Here is a 22,635-nt window from a genome sequence, read left to right on the forward strand (position 1 = left end):
AGCCCCTTTTTTTCGAAAAAACTAGAAAAAAACACAAAAATAATCATCCTTCTTTAAACAGAAAACCTTTCTATAAAAAAACAAAAAACGATTAGATTAGGCTAATCGTTTTTTTGAATGTTCTTATAAAAGCTAAATTATTTTTTATAACTGAAATTTGGTATTGATAACCATCGTTTCTTTAGATAGTGAGCAATCATTTTAGGTTTTCTATCTCTAGTAAAGATTCCTTTCTTATTTCCTTGCACTCTTAAAATCCCTTGACTTGTTGCAAAATCCGCAAAATTCCACACTTGCTCACCAACAAAATGATCACATTTGTCTATTACCTCATGATTTGCTTCATAATAGGCTACTTGATATTCTTCTGTAAACATTGTTGGTACTGTGTCATGGAGTCCAGCTACTGTATCTGCACCATATTCTGTAAACATTATTGGAGTATCAGGACATCTCTTCATCCATCCATCTAGCTCTTTCTTCAACAGATATTTTGCATGTGTTAGATCTCCACCTGAAACATACCATCCATAATAGCGATTTAAACATAAAACATCCACAATATCTCCTACTTTACAAATATCTGGTGTTGATTTTAAATAAGTAACGATTGTAACAGGTCTCTTCTGAGGGTCAAGTTTTTTAGTCAATTCAACTAAAGGTTCAAAGTATTCTTTAGCACCTTCAGAATCCGAATCTGGTTCATTTGCAATAGACCACATTACGACACTCGGATGATTCTTATCGCGTTCTACTAATTCCTTAATCGCTGCTTCGTGAGCATTTTCTGTCCGTATTTCTTTCCACGTGTCATGTTTTTCTGCGTTATCGTCTAACAAAGTAGCCATGAAATTCAAATGCAATCCTACTGCAGGTACTTCATCAATAACTACCATACCTTCTCGGTCTGCTAACCGCATAATTTCTTCTGAATAAGGATAATGTGAAGTTCTAAATGAATTAGCACCAATCCATTTCATTAAATTAAAATCTTTAATATTTACTGCCTCATTCAAACCACGACCATTAATATACGTATCCTCATGCTTACCAAATCCTTTAAAGTAAAAAGGTTTATTATTAATCAAAAATTTACCATTTGAAACATAAACACTGCGAATACCAAATTCTTCTGTGTACGTATCAATCACAGTATTTTCGTTAATTAGACTAATTCTCATGCTATATAGGTAAGCATTTAGAGGTTCCCAAAGTCTTGGATTCTTAAGTCGAATCAATCCTTCTTTTCCCTTAACCTCTGCTATAAGTTGCCCCTCTTCGTCATAGATTACTATTAAGATTTTGCCGGTCCATTCTGTATCGATTTTAAATTCTACATCTGCATCTGAATCAATTATCTTTGTATTAATAGCGACATCATTTATATAGTCTTTTGGGGTTGTATATAGTTTAACAGGCCTATTAATGCCTGCATAATTAAAAAAATCAAAATTAACCAAATTTTCTTTTTTTATGTCTCCATTTTCCTGTATCGTTTCTTTGTAAATACCCACAGGTAAAGTACTTTCGTCAATAATATTATTTACGGCCACTGTAATTCTGTTACTTCCATCCTTTATAAACTGATTAATTTCTGATTCAAATGGAGTAAACCCACCTTTATGTTGATTAATTAACTTTCCATTAAAGAAAACTTTTGCTTCATGTGTTGCAGATCCAAAACGAAGAACTAATCTTTCTTCTGATAATCTTTTTGGAAGAGTCACTTCTTTTTCATACCAAACCCATCCAACATGATTTCTAATGCTCTCTGTTTCAAATAAATCATTATAAGAAGACGGTACTGAAATTGAATAACTATCTTTTTCATCCATCGATTCTAACGCAAGTTCTTCTTGTAACTTATTATTTGTATCCAATTTAAATCTCCAAAGACCATTTAAATCAATTACTTGCCTCGTTTCTGTCATAATGGGATATAACATATAAAGCACTCCTATCTAAATATTAAATAAATGTATCTTTTAAACCACAATAAGCATCAACTGGGCTTATTCCCTTGAATTCAGAAAAGCCCATTAGTTTATCCACTAATACTTCTAAAGTCTCTTGCTTTCCATCATAAGTATTGATATAAGTTTTTACTTGAGGTACATCAGCTAAATGAAATGGGCACTGTACAGACACAAAAATTGTCGTAATTTCATGAATATAAAATGGAATGTCCGGAGTACCTTTACTTGCTGGCCAAAAAATTCTTTGAACTGTACCTGGGTTAACATTAGCCACATTAATGATCAAGTCATATTTTTCAGTTAAATCTTTTATTGGTCTCTTAGCAGCATATATTCCAGCTATATTTTTAATTTTTTCTTCTTGTGATAATCCTATCAATTCTTCTTCAGGTGAAATGTATTTCTCAACTTCAAATCCTTTTGCTGACAAAATCTGTTTCAATAAATCAATGGCCTGAGGTCTATTTCCAGCAACTACTTCACCAAAGCCACCTTTTACCCCATGTACATCTACCAGTAAAATCCTTTTATATTTTTCTGGTACAATAGGCCAAATATCTTGTTTATCTTTAACTAATGTAATTGCTTGATCAGCTACCTCTTTAAAAATGGATTTATTTTCAATTAAACCAATTTTTTCCATAGCTTCTTGCTTTGGTAACAAAATTTTGTTCTTTTCTTTTTTATGCAAACCTAGTTTAGCTTTTAATCCTAAAATTCTTCTTAATGCATCAAGTAAACGCTCTTCTGAAATAATTCCTTTGTGATAGCCTTCAATCATATAATTAAAATCTTCATCTGGATCATTAAAAAAAAGAAATAGATCACATCCAGCCGCAATAGAAGTTGGCAATAATTCTGATCGTTTCATTGCCCCAGTCAGCCCTAACATATGACTAGCATCAGTAACTACTAATCCATTAAATCCGAGTTTTCCTCTAAGTAAGTCAGTGATTAATTCTTTTGATAAAGTTGCAGGAAGTAAATCTTCATCTTTCAGATCAGTATTAAAATGTTTTGAATAAGCTGGCATATGGATATGACCTGCCATAATTGAAGGTAATCCAGCTTCTATTAAGCCCGAGTATACTTTTCCAAAAGAATTATCCCATTCTTCTGTACTTAAACTGTTAATACTAAAAGATAGATGTTGATCTCGTTCGTCAATACCATCACCAGGGAAATGTTTAGCTGCGGGCAAAATTCCAGTCTCTTGAATACCTTTCATATAAGCTAAACTAAGTTCTAAAACTTTATCAGGGCTTTGTCCAAAAGATCGACTAGATATAATAGGATTCCTCCAATTTTTATTAATATCTACAATAGGAGCAAAACTCCAGTTACAACCAATTGCTGAAGCTTCCACACCTGAAACTCTTCCCATTTCATAAGCGTATTTAGCATCATTAGTGGCACCAATTTTAACTTCTACCCCCACTTCTGTTCCATCTGTACAAGCTCCATTCCCTCCTGCTTCTGTGTTAGCAGCAATTAATAAAGGAATTTTACTTTCAGTTTGCAGAATAAAGTTTTGATCATATACTTCTTCAGAAGTTCCTGGATTATAACGTACGGCCCCGATATGGTATTGATTTACCATGTCTGTTAAATACCCTTTATCTCTACTAGAACCCATATTAACGAATAATTGACCAATTTTTTCTTCTAAGGTCATTGAATCAATGGTTTGTTCAACCCAAGTAATTGCTTCCTCATCTAAATTATATGGTTTGTTTCTTAAATCTACTTTTATATTCATTTTCTTTCTCCTCTATTTATTTTCAAGATTTTTCCAAAAAATATCTATATATTTTTGTTCATTATTTAAATAGTCTCCTGATAAGCATTCAGGTAAAACCTCATTACTTAAATATTTCCATGACTCTTTTTCTTTATTAACTAAAATGGGATAAAAGAAAACTTTAGTCTTATTTGCAGCTTCTAAATCTCCAGGTGAATCACCAATCATCAATATTTTATCCAACTCATATCCTTTTTCTTTTACGCTTCGAATAATATCCTCTTTTTTTCCTTTATCTTGACAACAAAGTTCATCAACTAATTGTAGCAATCCATGTCTTTCCCATTCTTCTTGAACCGCTTCTTTATTAGCAGAACTTACCACAATTACTTTTCCATATTTTTTTAATTTTTCTATGGTACTCAAAGCGTTTAAAAATGGTTTATCTAGTCCATTAGATTCACTGATCTGTCGATTAACTTCTTCTGACCACTTTAAAGCTTTTAGTAAATCATCTGATTCAGATCGTTCTATCTCTTTATTCAAAGATCGATTAGATAATTCTTTTGTTCCAGATGCCCATTGCTTTAATCTACCAATTGATGTTACATCATTTTTTTCTAATGTTTTAATTAAACCTAAGAATCGATTTATTCCACGAGTTTCCGAATATAAATTAATATTATTCCAGTCTTTCAGAAATTTTTCTCTTTGATGTATATCAAAAATTTCCGCAGCAATTGGACCAAAAAAAAGGTTATGTTTATAAGTCATTGTATCCATGACACAACCATCCGAATCAATACAAAATACCCAATTACTCATATTTTCCTCCTATTTATGTTTTTGTTTTAATAGATCAGAATTTTCTAATACTTTTTCTTTAGATAGTGGATAGAGGAAAAATAAAATTAATCCTACAACAAGAAAACAAATTGCTGGAATCAATGTTGAAGAATTATACAACTTATCTAAAACATCTCCTGTTTGTACTTTTGCCAGCGAATCATAACCTATAATTGATAATGTCCAGCCACCAATACCACCCGCTAAAGCTTGACCAATTTTTCTTGCAAATGAGTAAAATGAATAGATTGTTCCATCTTGCCGTTGACCTGTTTTTATTTCCTGATCATCAATTACATCTGTAATATTTGCCCATATAACTATATTAAAAATTCCCAATCCAACAAATCCGAGTACACTTAATGATAAAAAAATATACATATTTTCTATTTTCAAAAAAAACATTAACAAGTATACACAAGCAGAAAAGAACATTCCTATTGAGGCTATCTCTTTTTTTCCATATTTATTACATAAGTAAACACTCATTGGAGATACTAAAACTAAAATCAATATAGGATTAATAAAATTAAGTATTATAATCCCTTTTGCATTATTGTAAAAGTCAGGGAAAACATAGTTGTTCATACTCATTATTAGTAATTGTGCTAAAAGAAGAAAAATAGCCGAACAAATTATAGCAATGAGAGCCTTATTTTTTAATAATTGTTTAATTGATTTAACAAATGACACTTTTTCTTTAGATTCTTCAATTTTAACTCTTTCCGTGGTTAATTTATAACAAATCAAATAGCAAATTACCGCAGAAATTGAAAATACTCCAGCAATTATCGTAAAAGTTGACCCGCCACGAACAATCTGATTTCCTTGAGCATCTTTTGTATAAATAAATAATGGTGTTAAGACCCCAATAAATAAACTTGCTAAAGTCGCTCCCATATTACGAAAAGTAGATAAAGATGTTCTCTCTTCAGACTTAGATGTAATAGCTGATGCCATTGATCCATATGGAATATTAATAGCTGTATAAAAAACTCCGCCCCATAAAAGATAGGTGATATACATATAGATGAGTTTTACATTCATAGGTGCTGGTGCTAACGCAGTTTGATACATTAAAAAGCTAGCCAATGCAACCGGTCCACACATTTTCAAAATCCAAGGTTTAAATTTACCTTGCGGTTTTGACTTTGTAATATCAACGATTCGTCCCATAGTTAAATCTGAAAATGCATCAACAACTCTAGCTAATAAAAACAAAGTACCCACCGCAGCACCACTTATACCTAAAACCTTTGTATAAAAAATCATCAAGAATGAACTAGCAAAAATGAACGTAAAGTCATTCCCAACATCTCCAAACATATAACCTATTTTATCTCGTAGACCAAATTTCTTTTCCATATAACCTGTCTCCTCTCTATGGTAACCGTTTTCATTTAATGCATTCCGCAGATTGTCAATAGAAATGCTAAACTTTTTTATTGAACGTAGGGGAAAGATCCATTATTAAATCCTGTTTGAAAAAAATATTCATAAATTTAATAGTTCTTTATCTCACGAAATTTATCCATATATTTACTAGCTATTCGAGTAACTTCTTCAAAATCACCTTTTTCAACAGGAGCCAGTAAGTTACCACCTACACCAACCGCAACAACACCTACTTTGAACCAATCTACTATATTATCTAGACTTACTCCTCCAGTAGGCATAATATTCAGCTGTGGAAATGGTGCTTTATAACTTTTTACAATGGATGGACCAAAAGCAGAACCTGGGAATAATTTAATGATATCTGCTCCAGCTTTAAGTGCTTCCTTCATTTCTGAAATTGTCATGCAACCTGGTAGATAAGGAATTTGATATAAATTGCATATCTCAGCTGTTTGACGATCAAAAGATGGACTAACAATGTATTCTGCTCCAGCCATAATTGCGATACGAGTAGTAAACGCATCTAAAACCGTACCGGCTCCAATTATTACATCTTTTTGATCAGCATATTTTTTAGCAATTTCTTTGATTATTTCTTCAGCATTCGGAACTGTAAAAGTTAGTTCAATCCCTTTAATTCCACCCGCAATAATTGCATTTATTGCTTTAATGGCCTCATCCTTATTTTTCCCACGTACAACCGCAATGACTCCAGCCGCTTCTAACTTACTTAAAATTTCTACTTTTTTCATATCTATCTCCTTCTTTTATGGATACATACTTTATCTAGTTGTACTAACTTACAAAGAATAAATTTAAGCTTTTATTTCAAGTATTATTTTCTACTTCCGATTCAAAAAAATTAAAATAATTATACGCATTACGATAACAAATATTCTCCACTATCTGACTAAGATACATTTCATCATCTGGAATTCGACCTGCTTTAACCCACTCGCTTAGTAATTGACATAATACTCGACGGAAATACTCATGACGAGGATAGCTTAGAAAACTTCGAGAATCAGTCAACATACCTGTAAAATTCGACAACAAACTTTGTTGCGCCATCGTAGTCAACTGTTGACGCATTCCTTCAGCTGTATCATTGAACCACCAAGCACATCCCAATTGGATTTTTTGAATCATACCCCCTTGGAAGCTTTGCATTGCTGTTGCTAGTGGAAGCCAATCAGTTGGATTTAATGAATATAAAATTGTTTTTGGTAAGCACCCACTCTTTTCAGCGGTATCGAACAATGCTACAACATTTTGTGTCAAACTAGCTTGATCCCCCATCGAATCACCACCGACATCTACTCCAATTTGTTCCTTTAATATACTTGAATTATTTCTTAAAGCATTTAAATGCATTTGCATCGTCCAACCATATCTTGTATACTCAGACATCAAATGTAATTGAATACCTGTAACAAATTGTGCAATTTCTGATAAATGGAAATCCGTTTTTCCTGCTAAAGCTTTTATTAACAGATTGTCAAGTATTTTTTCATCTGCTATTTCATAAAAATAAGTATTCAAACCGTGATCTGCTAATCGACAGCCAATTTGATGAAAATGATCCACTCGTTGGCTCAATGCTTGCTTCAACCCATTAAAGTTTTTGATTGATATACCCGCTGCTTGACTAAGTTTTAAAATATAGTTCGAAAAGCCTGGTGATTTGATACTCCAGACCTTATCTGGACGGAAAGTAGGTAATACCTTGAAAGAATTATCCTGTTTAGAAAGCTCAGTATGATACCGCAAGTCATCTGTAGGATCATCCGTTGTACAGATGGCTTTCACATCCATCATCTCCAACAATTCTTTCGGGCGATAGGAATCCGTTTGGATTTTTTCGTTGGCACGTCGCCAAATTTCTGGTGCATTCTTCTCAGAAATTGTCAAATCAATATCAAAGTAACGTTGTAATTCCAAATGAGACCATTCAAAAATAGGATTACCTGGCGCCTTCTCCACTGTTTTTACAAAAGCTAAAAATTTTTCATAATCATTACCTGCACCACTGATCAACTCTTCTTCTATCCCATTAGCTCGCATCAATCGCCATTTATAATGATCTCCAGCTCCTTTATCATTTAACCATACCTGAGTCAAATTCTTGTATTGCTTATTTTCTAACAAACATGCTGGGTCTAAATGACAATGGTAATCGATGATTGGTTGGTGTTCTGCAAATTTATGAAAAAGTCTTTTAGCTATTTCATTCTCTAATAAAAAGTTCTTATCTAAAAACATATTTAAACACTCCTTTCCTTAGTTTTTAGAAGAGAAAATTTTTCCTCTAAATAGACTCCATTATATAATTATTTACTCGCCCCCTTTTCAAGTGCTTCCCAAATACCATTTAAATAAACTGCACCTAGAGCTCGGTCATATAATCCATAACCAGGTCTACCGGTTTCTCCCCAAATCATCCGACCATGATCTGGACGAATATAGCCATTAAATCCATTATCGTACATTGTTTTTAATATCTTATACATATCTAGAGAACCATATTCTGATTTATGCGGCGCTTCGTAAAAATCGAGTCCATTGTCACTTAAATATTTGATATTACGAACATGTGCAAAAGGAATCCGATCCCGTTGACAAAATTCAGATAGAATTTCATAAACATCATTATCTGGTCGTTCTGCAATACTTCCAGTACATAATGTAATACCATTAGAAGGAGAATCCACTACATTACACAACCAATCTAAATCGTCACGATTTTTAACAATACGAGGTAATCCGAAAATGGAATATGGTGGATCATCTGGGTGAACTGCCATTTTAATCCCAACTTCTTCACATGTCGGGATAATTGCTTTGAGAAAATATGCAAAGTTCTCTCGTAATTTCTCTTCATCAACTTCTTTATAGGCTTCTAATAATTGCTTGATTTGTGATAACCGATGAGGTTCCCAACCCGGCAATTCAAAATTATTAGTAGAATTTTCTACTTTTCTAATAATTTCCTCTGGATCAGTAGGGATATTTTTTGAAATATAGGCTAACGTAGAAGACCCATCATCTAAACGATAATCCAAATCTGATTTTACCCAATCAAAGACTGGCATAAAATTATAACAGATAACCTCAATCCCAAATTCTGCCAAATTGCGAATCGTCTGTTTATAATTCTCAATGTATTGATCTCGTGTTGGTAAACCAATTTTGATATCATCATGAACATTAACACTCTCAATAACTTTCAAGGTAAGTCCATTGGCTTCGACTTCATCTTTTAAAGATTTAATTCGTTCTCTCGGCCAAACCTCTCCGGCTGGTATATCCATTAATGTTCCAACAATTCCTTTCATGGCTGGGATCTGACGAATTTCTTGTAGTGAGATTTTTTCTTCATTTGCCCCATACCATCTAAAAGTCATTTCCATAGTTACTTTCCTCCAACTTCTGTTATATATTTATTGATTGTTTTACGAACTGCTTGAGGACCAACTAACATTTCGCAAAAGATTTTTTCAGTTTTCTTTCCTACCCCAACTTGATATAAATCTAAACCAAAGATTTCTTTATTTTCTAAAATTTCCTGTACCGCACAATGAATCTTTGAAGGATCTTGTTCACCTAATTTCAATACTGATAATTTATCCTGCAACTCTACCAATAACGGATCAGGACTTGGCACAAAATTTTCCCCTTGATCATCGACTGCCAGTAAATAACGTAACCAAGCAGCAATAGCGATAGGAATAAATGTTAGATTTTCTGCATTTCCGTCTTTTTCGACATACTTTTTAATTGTTTCACCATAGCGAATCGCTACTTTTTGAGAAGTATCTGTTGCAATCCGTTGTGGTGTATCTGGAATATAGGGATTAGGCAAACGTTTATTGATTACTTCATCAATAAATTGTTTTGGATCAATAATGCCTGGACTTTCAACTACTGATAAACCTTCTAAATAACCTATTCCTTTAATTAAACCAACCAAATCATCATCCTGCATCTCTGCTGAAATTGATTGATATCCTAGCAGACAACCTGTTACTGCCAAAGCCGTATGAAGTGGATTCAAGCTTGTCGTAACCTTCATGATGTCTGCTTTATCAACCGTCTCTCTATCTGTCATAATCACACCAGCCTTTTCCAATTTAGGCCGGCCATTTGGAAAACTATCTTCAATAACTAAATAATGAACTACCTCAGTATTAGTGAAAGCAGCAATATTAGTATGTTTTTTTGTGTGAATGATATCTAAATCCTCGAACCCCATCATCAATAGATCTTCCTTGACATTTTCTGAAGGATTTGGCGTAATTCGATCAATCATACTCCAAGGAAAAGTCACTTTTTCTTTATCCTTTAAATAAGCAATAAATTTTTCAGAAACATATCCTTCTTTTTGCCAAGCTTCTGCAATCGTAAAAATACTATCTTGAAAACGTTGACCATTCTGTGAGAAATTATCAGTAGAAACCATCGCTATCGGTAACTCTCCAGCATTAAATCTGCTATATAACAAGGATGTTACAATACTCATCGTATGTTGAGGATTGGTAGGTCCAGATTTGATATCAGCTTCAACTACCGAAAAGAATTGCCCTTTAGAATCTTTTAAACTGTATCCTTTTTCAGTAATAGTAAACGTTGTAAACTGTAATTTAGGATCTTCAAAATATTTAACCACTCTTTGATAGTCCGCTATATTCTTCGGATTGCAATATAAACTATCAGCCGTTACTGCCAAAAGCCTTTTTTTGAGTTCACCATCTCCACTCATAACAATTTCCAAAATGTCATTGTTGTAGTCATGATAAGCTTTTTCTACTACTTCTTCATCAAATGTTTCACACACAACTACTCCGGATTCTAATTCATTTTTATCTGCTAAGCATTGAGCAATTTCTGCATGAAATCCTCGATAAAGATTTCCTCCTCCAAAATGAAGCCACACTGGATGTTGCTGTCCTTGTTCCTTGACCATCTTGACATCAAAGTACGGTAATTGAATCTGCATTTCATTTAATTCTTTGATAGAATCTTGCCAATTTTTAATTGAAATCATACTTACCCTCCTAAACTGATATGTTAGTTTATCCTGTAATTGCATTGTACGAGTTAATGAAACCGTTGTCAATGAAAAAATATCTAAAATAAGAGTTTTTCTACCATATCAGAATTGTTGTATTTTTTATAACTAAATTATTAAAGCAACTTCTCTTTCAAACTATTTGAATATTCTTTTCAAAACAACTGGTATACTACTTTTGAATTTGATACTATATAACAAACAGAGAACTAAAACATCGGTTTTAAAAATGAAATTTCGAGAGGCCTTAACTATGACAACTAAAACTAGTCTCCAAAATCAAGCTTATCAATCTATTCGTCGGCAAATTATTTATGCTGACTTAAAACCTGGTAAAAAAGTTTCAGAAAAAAAATTAGAAAGTACTCTCTCCATCGGGCGTACTCCAATACGAGAAGCATTAATAAAACTTCGTCAACAAGGGCTTGTTGATACAATTCCTCAAAGCGGAAATTATATCTCATTAATTGATCTAGATTCGGCCAAAAATGCTCGATTTGTCAGAGAACATTTGGAACGACAAATTATGTTAGAGTGTTGTGCCAAAATGAATAACCAAAAAAAACAGATTTTAGAAACTATAATTTCAGAACAAGAAAAAGCTGTTAGTCAAAAAAATGCTCGTAGTTTTTTTCATAATGATAATTTATTCCATAAAGCTTGTTTTGAAATTGCAGAGCGAGAAGAAGTATGGCAATGGTTAGAAAATAACAATACACACTTAGAACGATTTCGTTGGCTACGAGTAAAAACGGAAGGATTAAAGTGGGAAAAAATTATGGAACAACATAATCAACTATTTGAAGCATTAACAAAACAAGATCCTGAAGAAGCCAACTTTTTAACATCGTTGCATCTTCATTTAATGCTTAATGAACAAAATATTGTTTTAGCTACTCATCCAAAATATTTCAAAAATATTTAACTTTTAATTCTTTTTAAATTAAATGGTTGTTCTGATCACAAAAAAATCGCTTATTTTCTTATTATGTAATATATTTCGTAAACTATTCTGCATAGCAACTATTGTTTGTACTTTTTACATCGGATAACTAATTATGACTGCTGATAACTTTTGATATTAAACTAGTATCTCCATTCCAAATAAGAAATAGATAACTTGTTAATCAAAATTAGTTTGTGAATACTTACCTTCATTTACAGCATTCAGTGGTTTCTCATTTTCTTTTATTCTAGCATTTCGTTTTCTAATAAACTTGGCTTCATTTCGTAATACTTTTTTGCAGTAGGCATCAAATTGGTGTTGTATAGATATTTCATTGTAGTTTTGTGACATGATAAATATGCTTCTTTTCCCCTTTCCACTAATACAACAATCAGAGAGTGCTTTTTTTCGAAAAAGCTATAAAAAATAAAAGACACGTAGTTTCTTATCTACGTGTCTTCCATTGACTAACAGTTATCATTTCTCAAAACTTATTTAGTTTTTAATTGATTATTTCGTTTCATGTCTTCTAAATTATCTAATTAAGATTTTTTTATTAGAAGCATTAATCATGCAATAATACCTAAAATTCCAGGAATTACCCACAATAACGTTAAAAGAAAAATGGAATAATAGATAAAATGAGTAGACTAATACCATAGAGCACTGTTTTGGGATTTTTTCTTATTAAAAAATAAACCTATTATGAATTGTCCAGGATTATGTCCGCACCCCCCGTTTAAAAAGGACTATGAATTTGTATAGCAGATGGTTGGGATGGAGTAATACAGAAAATAAAGATTTCAAACGGGTGTTTAAATTGTTTTTTTAGAATTTTGATTTGTCAAATTAAACTAGACAATTGTGTCTCATTTATGTAACTCAAAAATACTTCTAATGGTTTTCGGTAATTCAAAGATTTCCTTGGCAGGTGATTTCTTTTGGAGGCGACAGCCGAAACAAACGCTTGGTCAACTTGGTTGAAATCCATTGTTTTAGGCAGTCCGTCTTTACGTAATAGGCCATTAGAATGCTCATTTAACCCTCGTTGTGAGGGTGCTTCTGGATCTGCAAAATAGATGGAAATATCAGTGGCGTTACTTACGTTTTTCCAGTTTGAGAATTCTTTTCCACAATCAAAGGTAATGGATTTGAACAAGTTTTTGGGAATCTTTTGTAGCCAATCAATTGTCGCTTTTTCAATATATCGTGTTTTCCTGCCTCCGGGTTTTAATGTAATAATCACTTTTTAAAGGCGTTCAACTAGAGTAATAATGGTACTTTTATGATGAACGCCAACAATTGTGTCACCTTCTAAATGCCCAAATTCTTGTTGGAATTCAGGGTAGTCAGTAGATCGTTCTGAAATATTGCGTTTAAACGCTTGCTTTCCGCGACGTTCTTTATGCCCGTTGGGCTTTCGTTTCCCTTTCATCGGTAGGGTTGAGCAATCAAATTGATTCGCTTTAAACTGACGATAAAGTGTTCTAACAGAGCATAAAATAGGAAGCTCAGCTCGACCAATAATCACATCGGGTGTCCATCCCTGAGCCACCATGGTTTGAATGTAATCATGCTGTTCTGTAGGCAAATGAATGGGAACGCGTTTTATTTTCTTTATACTGTTGGTAATAGTCACGGATAGATTTTCCTTGTTTCAGAAAGTTGTAAACATTGTAGATTGCCTGTCTAGAACGATTTAAAGTCTTAGAGACCATCGTAACAGGTTGGCTCATATTAAAATAAGCTTCTATCATTACGAGTTCATTTGGTGTAAGATGATTATAGGTCATTTGTCTTCACTCCTTATAATTCTTTGGTTGGAACTATTTTGAGTGTAGCACAAATGACTTATTTAGTTGTCTAGCTTAATTTTACTATCGGCGAATTTAAAAAATAAAGTTTAATTTGTTGATATTTTTAAGACATATGTGAGTTATCAACAATCTTTTCAAATTTTAAGCTATTCTATAGAGAGCTTGAAATCTGGAAAAATCTATGGTGAATCCCAATTCCTTAGGGAACAAGATCCTTAAAGACTTTCTGATTAAAATCATAAAATGGAATATGGCTATTTTGGGGTCATCATTTCTAAAAAATAAGTGAAATTAGTTAATTCACTTATTTTTTTACTTATCATCAATAATTTCTGATATCCATTTCATAAAAAATGATTGAAATATTATTATATTTGTGCCAAATATTTTTTTCTTTATTAATCAACATCATAACTCTTGATTGTTAAATAGAATCCATCAATAATGTGTGGAATAGGAATATAATCATTGATGTTTGTTGGATAAATTTTTTTATCTTCAATTTTATCTAACATTAATTCGAGCTTACCATCAATATAGTTTTCAGTGTTAGTAATAAAAGAGGGGCTTCATGTTAGATTTTTAGGTCTAACTTTTGGTGAGCGACTCAGTTTAAGCGGAAATTTTTCCTCAGAAAATATAAAAAAACGATTAGTCGGACCTAATCGTTTTTTTGTTGGATCTATAATTTATGAAACTATACAAGCGAAGAATACCTGTAAGAAGGCAATGAAATGTATATCCTAAAAATATGAGACAGATTAAGGTTCATTCTGTCCCAGATTTAATTTTTTATAAATCATTAATCTTTATTACAAAGAGCTTTTTTTACAGAAAATAGACTTTTTCTATATTTTTTAACCTATTGATACAAGTTATTAGTGTGAACTTTTGATTATATTCTAACTTTTTTTACTCAATAGTATTTACTAAGTTTTTTCCATGTATCTGTGTTTCTTCAGGCTGTATTGATGTGTATTGATGTGTCTAGATGCGAAAGATCTATATCATTCACTTTTTTTGTAGTATTATTTTCTTTTTCAACATTATCCCTTTCTATATTTTTCTTTTCTTCATCTAAAGTATTTATTTTTTCATCGTCAGTGTTTAAATTACTATTTTCTATATTAGTATTAGCTTGAAGACATATATATAAAGTATAAAGCTAATTTAGAATAAAATTTTTAAAGAGCTTGGGACATTTGTCCTAAGCTCTTTATTTTAGTTTTTGGGGACCGTTCGGGGACACTTAACCCGAACTAACCCGTTTTTAAGCTGTTTTATACCTCTACAAACGCCTTAAAAAACCTTGATTCTATTGAACCTTGTGATTTTAGGCTATTCCCACTCTGTAGTAGAAAGATTAGTTTGAATTACTTTTATTTGTATATCAAGATTTAAGTTTAGTTGAATTGCTAAAATATGGTTTAAAACAATATATACTGTGATAAAACTGTGATAAAATTTGTCTGAATTTATTTTTTCCCTTAATTTAAATATTATTCTTTTTTAGTTTTTTCAATTTGAAATTACTATATATTTCGTTAGTGTTGATAAGGGACTAACTGTATTTGATTTGAAAAAGTATTAAGTAAAAGACTGTTAACTTTAAGGAAATTGAAAATAACTCAACAAACGAACAGACTTAGAAATCGAAGTCAAAAAGATATAGATGATATTCTCGAATTATTTAAAGCAATTAGAGACAAACAAATTCAGTCATCTAGTATGCGTCCAACACTATTTGAATGGAATGTTTGGAGAGCTATGTCAGTGATTAATCATTGACGTATTCAAGGCAATTTTATTGTTGACGATACAGGACTACTAATTTCCACAGCATCTGGAGGACAAAGCGATATCGTTGATGATCACGGTAATTTTAAAATTGGGATTGAAGTAACGCTTTCAACAGGTAAAAAATAATATGAGATGTAAGGTGAACCAGTAAGTAGACATATTGGCGAGAAGCAACGTCAGAAACCAAGCTTTGGATTGTTTATAGCGAATTTGTTAAATGATTCTGTTGTTCATCACTTTTACACATTGTCACATCAGAATTCTAAAATATATGGTGGGGTTGTGGATGTAATTCCTATTAACACAGATACCTTTATTGATTTTTTGTAAGTGCAACTAAGAAAGAAATACAATCTAATGATTTATATTCAATTCATGAGTTTTCTACAGAGTATTCCAGACAAGCATTGATTAATGGGAAAACGGAAGAGGATTGGCATAAAGAAGTACTAAAAAGGCATTTGAGATTGTACAATACCGAAAAAACCTGCGTAGAGATCAAAACTAGGCATTTTTTTGTAGCCTTTATCTCTACTTAAGTAATAAAATGTATTAGGTTTATTATTTCTGTGTTGTTTTTCGCGGATCAATTTATTCCAAGTTAATGGCTGAGAATAAGTATTGGATGTTGGAAGTTTATTTGTAGAAACTTTGTAAGACTTGAATAAACCTCAAAAGTAATCGTTGAAAAATAAAAATGCATATTAGGATGTACAATTATTTATGTAAATTAAATGTTCCATAGTTTAGTTCTTTTGTGTATTAATTATTGTTCACAACAGTGTGATAATACATGACTTCTTGAAATTTTTAATGTAATAACACATGCTTATCTAAAGAAATATTTTTAGTTGTTATTTTATTTAATATTACCGTGTAAAACGAATCTACAGTGATTGTTTCAATTATATAAAAGAATGGAATAACTTATTTTTTTCTGTGAAACCCTGATTACCAATTTTTTTTGGTTCTAGAAAACTATGTATATATATTCATAATTATATAAAAAATAAGCTTAGAAAATATTTGTTTAAAATAATAGTTATTTAATTAAAAAAAGATTTGTTTTTTGTTGAATTGATTAATTTTATATGTTATTTTGATTAAAAGAATTGTTTTGAGATTCTTTTTATCAATTTTAAAGGAGGTATTTTTATGAAATTAGTGAAAACAAGTCCAGAGATTACAAAGGTTAATTTTTCAGTAATGTATTGCTACAAATCTCCAGGAAATTTATAAGATAATGTAAAGAAAGTGGGACATGAGTATAATCGACTTATGTCCCACTTTCTTAATCCTAAGATAATCAGCTGAAAAAAAGTTTCTTCAGTGATAAGCCAAAGTTCTTCAAAAATTAAAGAAAATTTTTGGAAACGCCTTTTTGTTTCTTGAAGTCAAATACTTTTGTTAAATAGCTTTTCATTAATGTATTATGTAGGGGGAATAAGTTATGAAATATGAATTGATTTTGGATGAAAGAAGTAAAGTTAATTTTGTTGGGTTAAAAACATTAATAAAGCAATTCAATATAGATAAGAATGATAATTCACTAAATAGAGAATTACGAACATTGAATATTGAACCTATAAAAGTTACAAGTTTTAGTGTGACATCATCAACTGATTTTTTTAACCAAATACGTTTTTATACTCATAACAGGGTAGAAAGAATTTTTTCGTTAATTGTGAAAAGATTGTTGGTGAATAATCATAGTGTCAAAATATATATTTGGAATTCTAATTTTCTTGATGAAGGATCGTTGTGGTTTGTAAATTTTGTAAAAAATAAATTTAAAAATATTGAGATTATAGAAAAAAATAATAGTACTATGAAAAGCAATGTTGTGTATGAAAAGGAGTTTGATTTTCTAATGGAGAGGGGAAATCACTATTTAAATATTGGTGATTACTTAACGGCTTTAAATATATATAATTATTTAGAAAATTTCGATTCTCGCCCGTTTTTATACAATCAAATTGCTACTGCATACACGATGAAAGGGGATACTGTACAAGCGGAATATTACCTTTTGAAGTGGTATAACTATGGTTCGAAACTAGATAAAGCTTATGCGTGTTATTCGCTTAGTATGTTATATGCACGTCACATGAAAAAAGAGACTTTCTTGGTATCGAAAGCAATGAAATATATTGAAGAAGGGTATTCACATTTGGAAGAAATTGAATCAATTGATAAAGAGAAGCTTATCAGGGATCGTTTGTTTAATCGAAATGGCTATGCGTTATTTTTGTTTAGAAGTGGCAATTTATCTGAAGCCATTGAGATAGAAAAGAATGCAATAGATGTATTGGATGGCTTAGATATTCAAAATCAAGGGGTTCTTTTGCAAAAAACTGTACTTTTATTTAATTTAGGGCAGTGCTATGCAAAAGCGACTGAATTTGAGAAAGCAATAAAAGTTTATACTGAATTGCTGGAATTGGACCCTTATTTTCCAGAATACTATTTAGAAATTTCTAAGTGTTATATTGAAATTAAAGATTTTAAATCTGCAAATGAGGTGTTGAATAAGGCATATGAACTAAATGATGTAATTCCAGAGTTACACTCTTTAAAAGGATTCGTTTACTATTCCCTTGGTAATATGGATGAAGCTAAAAATAGTTATTGTAAAGCGTATCAACTAAATAGTGATAATGAAAAACATTTATATGATTACCTTTATTTGTTGACTGAGTTAGACAAATATAGCGAAGCAATTGAAGAGTTGAATAGAGTGAATAATATAGAAGACATATATATTAAAGATAGCAGATATATTTCTTTACTTGCGGAGATATATTTTAATAATGACAAACATAACAATGCAATAGATATTTTGGAGATCGGTGAAAAAATTTTTAAAGATAATAGTGAAGTGTACAGAAGTAACAAAGAAATTATTGAACGGATGATGGTTGATGGATAATAATGAAAGACCTATTTATTTTGATGGACAAAATCTAATAACGATAGTGATTATAGATAGTACATTTCAGATAAAGAAAAACGGTTATATTCTATACAATGGAATTATAGGTAAAGAATTTTTAAATTATGAAATTGGTTCAGAGAATATTTACATTTATTCAATAAAAGATTGCATAGTTAGACAACGAATTCTAAATATTCAAAATGAGAGAGAAATTGATCATAGTTTTACTTGTAAAAATTTCAAAATTGAAAATACAGATATTTTTGACTTTTATAGAGATGCTGCTAATAATTCGGTTTTAATTTGTTTAGAAGAAGCTGTTGTCATAAGATTGGTTGAAAATGATTATACGTATGAAGTGGTTGATAGTGAAAAATTTGTTCCAAAGAAAGGATTAGAGTATTCGTACGTAAATTTGAATACTTTAGTTAGTATAGGAAAAAAAACAAATGAAAAAAATGAAACTAATATTGTGATAAATGGGGAGGAAACTAATTTTCAGGAAGTATATACTTACGATGGTAAAGTTATATGCATAGAGAAATTAAACGAAATGTTTAGAATTTGTTTTGATTTTGATGAAAAAAAACAAAAAAAATATACAGGGATATATGAAGAAAGCATACAATATAAAGATGATATATTTATAAGGTTTACAAGAAATGGAAAAACTAATGTAATAAAAATTAATATATTAAAATCTACAAGTTACTATATTCTTTCAGATAAGATGTATAGAATAGAGCTTTTGAATGTTATTAATCAAGAATTGCTATACTTAAAAGATTATGTTTTGGAAGGATTAAGCTTGTGCTTAACAAATAGTAAATCATATATTAATGTAAAGGGTACCCAACTATCTAAAAATAAATTTAAAATTGAATCATTTATAGGCGAAAAGTTTTGTATGAATGCTTTAACTAATAAAGGAATTGATAAAAGTGATGTACTACTTATATCGTTTCATGGTGGCCCTGAATCTTATGAACAACTGGATTCTAGCAGATATGGTTATGTTTATGAAAGCTTATTGAATTTTGAATATAAAAGAATAAAAATAGTGACATTTAATTATCCAGGTTCGATTTCTTTTGGTGAATTATATCGGACTAAGCCATACGCCAATTGGAAGAATACGTTACAAGATTCATTTAATGAGCTCATGGAATTTTTAAATGTATCTTCTGAAATGCCAGTCTTCCTTATAGGTGGCAGTTTTGGAGCTACAGCTAGTTTGATGATAAAAAATGAAAAATACAATATTAAAAAAATAGCAATAAATCCTTTAATGAATTTACGGACATATGTTAATAGTATTCCGAAATCCTATAGAGAATGGTTTGAAGAACGATTTGCTCATAGAGATTACAATGATATAACTTTTCATAACCTGATTAAAGAAAATAATTATACAGAGGTTCTTTTTGTGAAAGGTTTGAATGATGAAGTCATAGTGAACAATTGGGAGTACAAAGATTTAAAGATGAGCAATCATTTTATTCATGTTGATAACGGTAAGCATAACAGTAATTTATACCAACGAAGCAATTCTATTAAAAGTTTTATCTTTGATAGAATTACATGAGTAGAGAGGGGAAAAATGGATACTAAATTATATATATATATTGATAAGATGCCAGAAAAAATTTTAGATTACTGGCATCAAGATTTGAGTATGGAAAACATGGAAGTTAATAGAATGCTGCACACTCCAATTTTGCAGTGGCTTCCTGAAGGTGAGTTTTCTTATCTGGGTTGTGAGAAGATAAAAGAATTAAAGGTTGGTAATACAAATAAAATAGTATTTAAAATAGATTCAAATTTATATTGGGAGGATGGAGCAAAAGTTATATCAAAAGATTTTTATTTTTGGTTACTTGTAAAAAAGAGTAAGTTTAATATAAAAGGTGAAAAAATGCCGTGGCTATATTCTGAAATAGAAATAGTAACAGATGATGTATTTGCAATAACTTTTGATCCTTTGTATCCGTTTGGTAATATTAATGACACATTAATTGCAGCTCCAAGTCACTTGCTTATAGACGAATGGAAAAAAGTATGTAATCAAGAGACAGATGCGGTAGAATTCTTTAGCAATATCAACCCAGTTTCAAATGGTAAATATAAATTAAACCACATAAGTGAACAGACAATATTACTAGAATTAAACGAAGCGAATAATAAATTATATGAGAACGCGGATTACAAAAAAGTAGAATTTAGATCAATCTGCAAAGAAAAAATAGAGTATAAGAAGGATATGATTGTTATAAGTAATGATTATGAAATGAAGAAAGAAATGGATAATTCTTTGCAGTTATTATCTATGTTAAGAGATAGTAATACTTGGGTTCACTTTGAATTTAATTGTTTTTGTAATAGCATATTTAGTAATAAAGAACTCAGGAAGATAGTTTGTAATTTGATAGATATAGAGAAAATAATATATGCTTTAAATAACGAAGAAATAAGAAGAGTGGATAACTTCATTTATGATAAGTCGAAAATGTACAAGTGTAATCCTAAGAGATTTAATAAAAAAAGAGCTTTAACTAATTTAAAAAAGTTAGGATACTCAGTATGGGACGATGGATACTTACACTCACAAAACGGAATTAAACTTATGATTAGACTTATATCTTTGTCCGGCGTAAGGTTTATTGAAGAAACATGTGAAATTATAAAGAAAGATTTTATGAGTGTTGGAATAGATCTGATAGTAGAATATGCTAGTCATGAAGAACTTTTTTCAGAACATTATATTCTAAATGGAGAAAACAATAGTTTTGATATGATTTTAAACTTTTGGAAAAGTAATCCTGTTTTTGAAAAGGGGGAGATGTACGTAGGCCGAATTTTAGAAGAAAGTAATATCCCAACACTAAAAAATGGTTACCGTGGATCTAATGTGAGTGGATATGTAAATGAAGAATATGATTATATGTTTCGTGATTTTTGCTTAGAAGTTGATTTAAAAGAGAGAAATAAATTATTGTGTAAAATGGCTAGGCATTTTGAAAAGGAGATGTTAGCTGTCTCACTCTTTCAAAAATCTGAAAAAATCTATTTTAGTAAGAATCTATCCAGTATAAAAAGCGACGCATTTACTCAAACAATCACATGGAATTTTTCAATGTAATGAAAGGACATGAAAATATGGAACAATATTCAATAGAATTAAATAATGTAAAGAAGTGTTATAAAATTAACGAGGGAACCTTTTTAAAAAAAAGCATAAAAGAAATTAATGCAATTAGTGATATAAGACTTTCTATAAAAAAAAATGAAACAGTAGGTTTGATAGGACTGAATGGTGCAGGAAAATCAACTTTAATAAAAATCATATTAGGAATATTAACACCTGATAGCGGTGACATTGAAGTGTTTGGTAGAAATCCGCACAAAAATAGAGTGGATATCATGAAAAATATAGGTGTAGTATTTGGTCAGAGGCCACAGCTTAGATGGGATGTAAGTCCGTATGATTCTTATAAGTTGAATAAGGAGATATACAATATAAAATTTGAAAAATTTGAAAAAACCTTAAATTTTTTAGCATCAGAATTAGATATTAAAGATTTTTGGGAGAGGCCGGTGCGTACATTAAGTTTAGGTCAAAAAATGCGCGCTGATTTAGTAGCAGCTTTGTTACACAATCCAAAAGTATTAATTTTAGATGAGCCTACACTAGGACTAGATTTTATAAGTAAGAGAAAGATACTTAGATTAATTAAAGAACTAAAAATTGATATGTCAATTATTTTCACATCACATAATTTAGATGATGTATACGAAGTGAGTGACAGGGTAGTCTTGCTTAACAAAGGAAAGATTGTATTTGATAAAAAAACAGATGATATCTCAGAGGTTCTACAGTATGTATCTATAGAAATAATCTTAGGTAATAAGTTATTGGAATTTGATGGACATATGTTTCCAAATATTAAAATAAAAGAAATTACAGAATCTAGATATGTAATTTCTAACATCCAAAAAAAAGATATGCAACGTATACTCGAATATTTGTACAAATATAATGAATTAGTTAGTTTTGAGTTAAGGGAAAATACTTTAGAAGATATTTTAAATGGTTATGCATAAAAGGAGG

The 22,635-nt window shown here is 30.7% G+C and carries 13 protein-coding genes and 3 pseudogenes; 6 read left to right on the plus strand and 10 right to left on the minus strand.

Annotated elements, in window-relative coordinates; translation table 11 throughout:
• Positions 1–137: 137 nt before the first annotated feature.
• From uidA to IGI80_RS05600, 8 genes are all read right to left on the minus strand, one after another.
• Positions 138–1,946, minus strand: a complete 1,809-nt coding sequence (uidA, locus tag IGI80_RS05565; protein ID WP_438722779.1) for a beta-glucuronidase — start codon at positions 1,944–1,946, stop codon at positions 138–140.
• 22 nt (positions 1,947–1,968) lie between these two features.
• On the minus strand, positions 1,969–3,735 hold the full coding sequence (locus tag IGI80_RS05570) for a glycoside hydrolase family 3 protein (RefSeq protein ID WP_438722781.1): 1,767 nt from the start codon (positions 3,733–3,735) through the stop codon (positions 1,969–1,971).
• Positions 3,736–3,747: 12 nt separating this feature from the next.
• Positions 3,748–4,542 (minus strand): HAD family hydrolase, encoded by a 795-nt coding sequence (locus IGI80_RS05575; RefSeq protein ID WP_438722783.1) that lies wholly within the window; start codon positions 4,540–4,542, stop codon positions 3,748–3,750.
• Between the two features lie 9 nt (positions 4,543–4,551).
• Positions 4,552–5,928 (minus strand): MFS transporter, encoded by a 1,377-nt coding sequence (locus IGI80_RS05580; protein WP_438722784.1) that lies wholly within the window; start codon positions 5,926–5,928, stop codon positions 4,552–4,554.
• Between the two features lie 137 nt (positions 5,929–6,065).
• Positions 6,066–6,713, minus strand: a complete 648-nt coding sequence (locus tag IGI80_RS05585) for a bifunctional 2-keto-4-hydroxyglutarate aldolase/2-keto-3-deoxy-6-phosphogluconate aldolase (protein WP_438722785.1) — start codon at positions 6,711–6,713, stop codon at positions 6,066–6,068.
• Between the two features lie 76 nt (positions 6,714–6,789).
• Positions 6,790–8,223: a glucuronate isomerase gene (gene uxaC, locus IGI80_RS05590; RefSeq protein ID WP_438722787.1), complete on the minus strand. Its 1,434-nt coding sequence runs from the start codon at positions 8,221–8,223 to the stop codon at positions 6,790–6,792.
• Between the two features lie 68 nt (positions 8,224–8,291).
• Entirely contained in the window at positions 8,292–9,371 is a 1,080-nt protein-coding gene (gene uxuA / locus IGI80_RS05595) for a mannonate dehydratase (protein ID WP_020944917.1), read from the minus strand.
• Between the two features lie 2 nt (positions 9,372–9,373).
• Positions 9,374–11,005 (minus strand): mannitol dehydrogenase family protein, encoded by a 1,632-nt coding sequence (locus IGI80_RS05600; protein ID WP_438722789.1) that lies wholly within the window; start codon positions 11,003–11,005, stop codon positions 9,374–9,376.
• Positions 11,006–11,282: 277 nt separating this feature from the next.
• On the opposite strand from IGI80_RS05600, the gene IGI80_RS05605 reads away from it, so the two are divergent.
• Positions 11,283–11,954, plus strand: coding sequence for a GntR family transcriptional regulator (locus IGI80_RS05605; RefSeq protein WP_438722790.1), 672 nt, complete (start codon positions 11,283–11,285; stop codon positions 11,952–11,954).
• A gap of 201 nt (positions 11,955–12,155) precedes the next feature.
• Here IGI80_RS05605 and IGI80_RS05610 read toward each other — a convergent pair.
• Positions 12,156–12,326, minus strand: a pseudogene (locus IGI80_RS05610) (RNA polymerase sigma factor); the annotation flags it as partial.
• A 493-nt stretch (positions 12,327–12,819) separates the two neighbouring features.
• A pseudogene (locus tag IGI80_RS05615) lies at positions 12,820–13,768 on the minus strand (IS30 family transposase).
• Positions 13,769–15,598: 1,830 nt separating this feature from the next.
• Between IGI80_RS05615 and IGI80_RS05620 the strand changes: the two are divergent.
• The 5 genes and pseudogenes from IGI80_RS05620 to IGI80_RS05640 all read left to right on the plus strand — a co-directional run bounded on the left by IGI80_RS05620 (position 15,599) and on the right by IGI80_RS05640 (position 22,628).
• Positions 15,599–15,922 (plus strand): annotated as a pseudogene (locus IGI80_RS05620) (AlwI family type II restriction endonuclease).
• A 1,120-nt stretch (positions 15,923–17,042) separates the two neighbouring features.
• Entirely contained in the window at positions 17,043–18,521 is a 1,479-nt protein-coding gene (locus tag IGI80_RS05625; protein ID WP_438722792.1) for a tetratricopeptide repeat protein, read from the plus strand.
• Positions 18,514–20,112, plus strand: a complete 1,599-nt coding sequence (locus IGI80_RS05630; protein WP_438722793.1) for a prolyl oligopeptidase family serine peptidase — start codon at positions 18,514–18,516, stop codon at positions 20,110–20,112. Before IGI80_RS05625 ends, IGI80_RS05630 begins: the two co-directional genes overlap by 8 nt.
• A gap of 15 nt (positions 20,113–20,127) precedes the next feature.
• Positions 20,128–21,666 carry an ABC transporter substrate-binding protein gene (locus IGI80_RS05635; protein WP_438722795.1) on the plus strand — a complete coding sequence of 513 codons (1,539 nt, stop codon included), beginning with the start codon at positions 20,128–20,130 and terminating at the stop codon, positions 21,664–21,666.
• Positions 21,667–21,683: 17 nt separating this feature from the next.
• The gene (locus IGI80_RS05640; RefSeq protein WP_438722797.1) at positions 21,684–22,628 is read left to right on the plus strand and encodes an ABC transporter ATP-binding protein; all 945 of its coding nucleotides are present in this window, start codon (positions 21,684–21,686) and stop codon (positions 22,626–22,628) included.
• Positions 22,629–22,635: the final 7 nt, after the last annotated feature.

Origin of the sequence: Enterococcus sp. DIV1420a (assembly GCF_051712165.1) — a bacterium.
Lineage (GTDB): Bacteria > Bacillota > Bacilli > Lactobacillales > Enterococcaceae > Enterococcus > Enterococcus faecalis.